This is a genomic window from Pseudomonas sp. PGPPP1 (assembly GCF_002255865.1).
Classification (GTDB): Bacteria; Pseudomonadota; Gammaproteobacteria; order Pseudomonadales; family Pseudomonadaceae; genus Aquipseudomonas; species Aquipseudomonas cremoris.
In genome coordinates this window covers 1-6266 of sequence record NZ_NKIG01000064.1, presented here as the reverse complement: position 1 = coordinate 6266, position 6266 = coordinate 1, and the positions used below count along the sequence as shown (strand labels likewise).

Here is a 6266-nt window from a genome sequence, read left to right as displayed (position 1 = left end):
TTCAGTTAAAAGAAGCCACCGCAGGACTATGACTGGTCCCCTGCGGCCTTCTTGATCACCCGGCGATATCGCGAATGGCGATTTCACTCAAGATGCGTTCCAGCACCTGCTCGATGGACAACTCCGTAGAATCCAGCTGTATGGCGTCAGCCGCCGGCTTGAGCGGGGCTACCGCACGCTGGGTATCACGCTCATCACGTGCACGGATCTCATCTAGCAGACTCGACAGACTAACACCATCGACTTTGCCCTTCAACTGCAAGTAGCGGCGGCGAGCACGCTCCTCGGCGCTGGCAGTCAGGAAAATCTTCAATGGCGCCTCGGGAAACACCACGGTGCCCATGTCTCGACCGTCAGCCACCAGGCCCGGCGGCTCTTGAAACGCCCGCTGACGCTGCAGCAAGGCATCACGTACCGCCGGCAACGCGGCTACCTGAGAGGCCCAGGAACCCACTTGTTCGTTGCGCAGGTCATCCGTCACATCGTCCCCTTCAAGGATGATGCGCTGGGGATGGCCTTCCGTCGCGCCGACGAACTGCACATCAAGATGCGCCGCCAGCAGCTTCAGGGATTCTTCATTGGTCAGGTCAACGCCATGATTGCGTGCAGCAAAAGCCAGCAAGCGGTACAGCGCGCCGGAATCCAGCAGACACCAGCCCAGGCGCTTGGCCAGGATGCCGGCGATCGTGCCTTTGCCCGAGCCGCTTGGCCCGTCGATGGTAATCACCGGTGCTTTGATATTCACAATTGAGCCTCTTGGGCAACACGGATGCCGACTTGGGCACACAGTGTAAGAAAATTCGGAAAAGACGTAGCAACATTGGCGCAGTCACGGATACGAATCGGCGCCGCTGCCCGTAGGGAAGCCACACTGAACGCCATGGCAATCCGGTGATCACCATGGGCATGGACTTCACCGCCACCCATCAGGCCGCCATCAATGATAAGCCCATCGGCGGTTGCTTCACACTTGACTCCCAGCGCCAGCAGACCATCGGCCATGACCTGGATACGATCGGATTCCTTCACGCACAGCTCTTCGGCACCCCGCAATACGGTTCGCCCTTCGGCACAGGCCGCCGCGACGAATAGCACCGGAAACTCATCGATCGCCAACGGGACCAGGGCCTCAGGAATCTCGATCCCGTTCAGTGCCGCCGCACGCACGCGCAGATCCGCCACCGGCTCACCGCCGACTTCGCGCTGATTTTCCAGGGTGATATTCGCGCCCATCAGCCGCAGGATGTCGATAACGCCGGTGCGCGTCGGGTTGATACCGACATGCTCCAGCAGCAACTCTGAGCCCTCGGCGATCGAGGCAGCCACCAGGAAAAACGCCGCGGAGGAAATATCCCCCGGCACTTCAATATGGGTCGCCGTCAACGCATGGCCAGATTCCACCGACGCCGTAGCGCCCTCCACCACAACCGGATAACCAAACCCACGCAGCATGCGCTCAGTATGATCGCGGGTCGGTGCGGGCTCGGTCACCGCAGTCTCGCCCTCGGCATATAACCCGGCCAGCAACAGGGCAGATTTGACCTGGGCGCTGGCCATTGGCAACGCGTAGGTCAACCCCTTCAACGCCTGGCCACCACGAATGGTCAGCGGCGGACGCCCTTCCGGCCCTGTCTCGATCACGGCGCCCATTTCCCGCAGCGGCTTGGCCACACGATTCATCGGACGCTTGGACAGTGACGCATCGCCGGTCAACACGCTGTCAAAGCTCTGCGCCGCCAGCAGCCCGGAAAGCAAACGCATGGATGTACCGGAATTACCGAGGTAAATCGGCCCCGGCGCCGCCTTCAAGCCATGCAAACCCACACCATGGATGGTCACGCGGCCGTGATGCGGCCCCTCGATCACCACACCCATGTCGCGAAATGCCTGCAAGGTCGCCAGGGCATCCTCACCCTCAAGGAAACCTTCGACCTCGGTTACGCCGTCAGCCAATGAACCCAGCATGATCGAGCGATGAGAGATCGACTTATCACCCGGCACGCGGATACGCCCGCTCAAGCGGCCACCCGGATTGGCGAGGAAGGTCAGCTCATCAGCGTTCACTGCTGTTTCCATGTAGGCCCGGCGCGCCAGGATCTTGCTGAAATGCTCACGCGCCACCCGCGCACGGGTAAAGACGCCTAATAATTGGTGGCCATCCCCCGCATCGACCGCGTCGCGCAAGGCGTCAAGGTCACTGCGGAAGGTGTCCAGGGTGCGCAACACTGCCTCACGATTGGCGAGGAAGATGTCGTGCCACATCACCGGGTCGCTGCCGGCGATCCGCGTGAAATCACGGAAGCCACCGGCGGCGTAACGGAAAATCTCGAGATTCTCGTTGCGCTTGGCCAAGGAGTCCACCAGGCCAAATGCCAGCAGGTGCGGCAAATGGCTGGTCGCCGCCAACACTTCATCGTGGCGCTCAACCTGCATATGCTCGACATCCGCACCCAGCGCGCGCCAAAGGCGATCCACCACCGCCAGCGCAGCCGGATCGGTCTGTTCCAGAGGCGTGAGAATCACTTTATGACGACGGAACAGTTGCGCGTTGGAGGCTTCCACCCCGCTCTGCTCGGAACCGGCAATCGGATGACCCGGCACAAAACGCGCAGGCATGCCGCCAAAAGCCAGTTGCGCCGCGCGCACCACATTGCCCTTGGCACTGCCGACGTCCGTGAGGATCGCCTGCCCCAGATCCATACGGGCCAACAGCGCCAGCAATTTCTCCATCGCCAGAATCGGCACCGCGAGCTGGATCACATCAGCGCCCTGGCACGCGAGCGCCAGGTCTGCTTCGCAGCGATCCACTACCCCCAATTCAACCGCCAATTTGCGCGATTGCGGGTCCAGGTCCACACCGACCACCTCGCCGCACAACCCGCTTTCACGCAGGCCTTTGGCGAAGGAGCCGCCGATCAACCCCAGACCGACCACTACCAGGCGACCGATCATAGGCACAGCAGGTTGCAATGCAGTGACATCAACCACGAGCCAGAACCTTGGCCAGTGCCTCCAGGAAGCGCGCGTTCTCAGCCGGCAAGCCGATGGTGATACGCAGGTGGTTCGGCATGCCGTAGTTGGCTACCGGACGCACGATCACACCTTCGCGCAGCAGGCCTTGGAACACCGGGGCAGCCACTTGGCCAAGGTCGACGCAGATGAAATTGCCTTTGGACGGAATCCAGCCCAGGCCCAACTCACGGAAACCTTCCTGCAGTTGCAGCATGCCGCTTTCGTTGATACGACGACCTTCTTCAAGGTATTCAGCATCTTTCACCGCTGCACAGGCCGCCGCCAAGGCGAGGCTGTTGACGTTGAAGGGTTGACGCACACGGTTCAGCACATCGGCGACGACGGCTGTGGACAGGCCGTAACCCACCCGCAGCGAAGCCAGGCCATAGGCCTTGGAGAACGTGCGCGATACCAGCAGGTTCGGATAGGCCGCCAGGAAGTCCAGGCCATCTGGCAGGTCGCTGCCTTCGGCGTACTCGATATAGGCCTCGTCCAGCACCACCAGCACGTGCTCAGGCACGTCCTGCAGGAAGTCGTCCAATGCTTGCGCATCGAACCAGGTGCCGGTTGGGTTGTTCGGGTTGGCGATAAACACCACGCGGGTCTGGGCATCGATCGCAGCCAGCATGGCCGGCAGGTCGTGCCCCCAGTCCTTGGCTGGTATGACGCGCGCATCGGCACCGACAGCTTGGGTGACAATCGGATACACCGCGAAGGCGTGCTCGCTGAACACGGCGTTCAAGCCAGGCGCCAGGTAAGCGCGACCGACCAACTCAAGAATGTCGTTGGAGCCGTTACCCAGGGTGACCTGGTTCAGCTCGACCCGGCATTTCTCCGCCAGCAGCGACTTGAGGGCGAAGCCGTTGCCATCAGGATATCGGGTCAGCTCGGCCAACTCTTCACGAATCGCCGCCAGCACTTTAGGGCTCGGGCCCAGCGGATTCTCGTTGCTCGCCAATTTGACGATCTTCGAGGGATCCAGATTCAACTCACGCGCCAACTCGTCCACAGGCTTGCCCGGAACGTAAGGCGACAGTTGTTGCACGCCCGGCTGCGCCAGGGCGAGGAAGTTGCCACTCATGTTAAAGCCTCACAAAACCGCTTTCGGGTAAGAGCCCAGCACCTTGAGTGCCACGGCTTCCTGACTGATTTTCTCGAGCACACCCTTGACCAGCGGGTCGCGGTGATGGCCGACGAAGTCGATAAAGAACACGTAAGTCCATTTACCGCTGCGCGAAGGACGAGTCTCGATGCGCGTCAGGTCAATCCCGTTGTCGTGGAACGGCACCAGCAACTCATGCAGCGCACCGGGCTTGTTGCTCATGGAAACGATGATCGAGGTCTTGTCGTCGCCGGTCGGCGGAACTTCCTGGTTACCGATCATCAGGAAGCGCGTGGAGTTGTCCGGGCGGTCCTCGATTTTCTCGGCCAGGCGCGTCAGACCATATAGGCCTGCTGCCATATCACCGGCGATGGCCGCCGAGTTCCACTCACCCTTGACCCGCTTGGCGGCTTCGGCGTTGCTGGAAACCGCCACACGCTCGACGTTCGGGTAATGGGCGTCCAGCCACTTGCGGCACTGGGCCAGGGACTGGGCGTGGGAATAGATACGGCTGATGCTGTCGGTCTTGGTGTTCTCGCCCACCAGCAGGTGGTGGTGAATACGCAGTTCGACTTCGCCGCAGATCACCATGTCGTGCTCGAGGAAGCTGTCCAGCGTGTGGTTGACCGCACCTTCGGTGGAGTTTTCCACCGGCACCACGCCAAAGTTCACCGCACCGGCAGCCACTTCACGGAACACTTCATCAATGGCCGCCATCGGCTTGCTGATCACGGCGTGACCGAAGTGCTTCATGGCGGCTGCCTGGGTGAAGGTGCCTTCCGGGCCGAGGTACGCCACTTTCAGCGGCTGCTCCAGGGCCAGGCACGACGACATGATTTCGCGGAACAACCGCGCCATCTCTTCGTTGCCCAGCGGGCCCTTGTTGCGCTCCATTACGCGCTTGAGCACCTGGGCTTCACGCTCAGGTCGGTAGAACACCGGCACTTCGCCTTCCGCCAAGGACGCCATCTTCACCCGCGCCACTTCCTGGGCACAGCGTGCGCGCTCGCTGATCAGCTCCAGGACTTTCTCGTCCAGGCTGTCAATGCGCACCCGCAGGGCCTTGAGTTCTTGCTCAGACATTAGCCGTGTTCCTTTTCGAACTCTGCCATGTAGGCAACCAACGCGTTGATGGCGTGGATGTCGACGGCGTTGTAGATGGAGGCGCGCATGCCACCGACCGAACGGTGACCCTTGAGGTTCAGCAGGCCGCGCGCGTCGGCACCGGCCAGGAATGGCTTGTCCAGGCGGTCATCAGCCAGACGGAATGGCACGTTCATCCAAGAGCGGTCGGTCAGGTTGATCGGGTTGCTGTACAGGCCGCTGGCGTCAATGAAGTCGTACAGGGTGCGCTTCTTCTCTTCGTTCAGCTTGCCCATGGCGGCGACACCGCCCTGCTCTTTCAGCCACTCGAACACCAAGCCGGAGAGGTACCAGGCGAACGCCGGCGGGGTGTTGTACATCGAGCCGTTATCGGCCGCGACCTTGTAGTTGAGCATGGTCGGGCACAGCGAACGGGCGCGCCCCAGCAGGTCTTCGCGGATAATGTTGACCAGGATGCCGCTCGGGCCGATGTTCTTCTGGGCGCCGGCGTAGATCATGCCGTACTTGGACACATCGATCGGGCGCGAGAGGATGTCCGAAGACATGTCGCACACCAGCGGAACGTCGCCCACTTCTGGCACCCAGTCGAACTCCAGGCCGCCGATGGTCTCGTTCTGCACGTAGTGAACGTAGGCCGCGTCCTTCGAGAGTTTCCACTCGTTCTGACCAGGAATGGCGAAGTAGTCGTAAGGCTTGGCAGTGCCTGCCACGTTGACGTTGCCGTAACGAGAGGCTTCTTCAATGGCCTTCTGGCCCCAGATGCCGGTGTCGATGTAGTCGGCAGTGCCGTCTTCCGGCAGCAGGTTCAGCGGGATCTGGGCGAACTGCTGGCTGGCGCCGCCTTGCAGGAACAGCACTTTGTAGTTTGATGGGATGCCCAGCAAGTCGCGCAGATCCTGCTCGGCCTTGTTGGCAATGGACACGAACTCATCGCTGCGATGGCTCATTTCCATCACGGAGAGGCCTTTTCCATGCCAGTCGAGGAGTTCACCCTGCGCACGCTGCAGGACTGCTTCAGGAAGCGCCGCGGGACCGGCACAGAAGTTAT

At 61.4% G+C, this 6266-nt stretch carries 5 protein-coding genes; all 5 read right to left on the bottom strand.

Annotation, left to right across the window (positions count from 1 at the left end):
* Positions 1-55 precede the first annotated feature (55 nt).
* Positions 56-745, bottom strand: coding sequence for a (d)CMP kinase (gene cmk, locus CFE47_RS30790; protein WP_003172653.1), 690 nt, complete (start codon positions 743-745; stop codon positions 56-58).
* Positions 742-2952, bottom strand: coding sequence for a bifunctional prephenate dehydrogenase/3-phosphoshikimate 1-carboxyvinyltransferase (locus tag CFE47_RS30785; protein WP_286842919.1), 2211 nt, complete (start codon positions 2950-2952; stop codon positions 742-744). The genes cmk and CFE47_RS30785 overlap by 4 nt, the downstream gene beginning before the upstream one ends.
* Before the next feature lie 28 nt (positions 2953-2980).
* Complete coding sequence (hisC, locus tag CFE47_RS30780; RefSeq protein WP_286842917.1) at positions 2981-4093, bottom strand: histidinol-phosphate transaminase; 1113 nt, start codon at positions 4091-4093, stop codon at positions 2981-2983.
* Between the two features lie 9 nt (positions 4094-4102).
* Positions 4103-5197 (bottom strand): prephenate dehydratase, encoded by a 1095-nt coding sequence (gene pheA, locus CFE47_RS30775; protein WP_034096534.1) that lies wholly within the window; start codon positions 5195-5197, stop codon positions 4103-4105.
* Positions 5197-6266: 3-phosphoserine/phosphohydroxythreonine transaminase (serC, locus tag CFE47_RS30770; protein ID WP_286842915.1), on the bottom strand; the 1070-nt coding region annotated here is incomplete at its 5' end. The genes serC and pheA, both read right to left, overlap by 1 nt.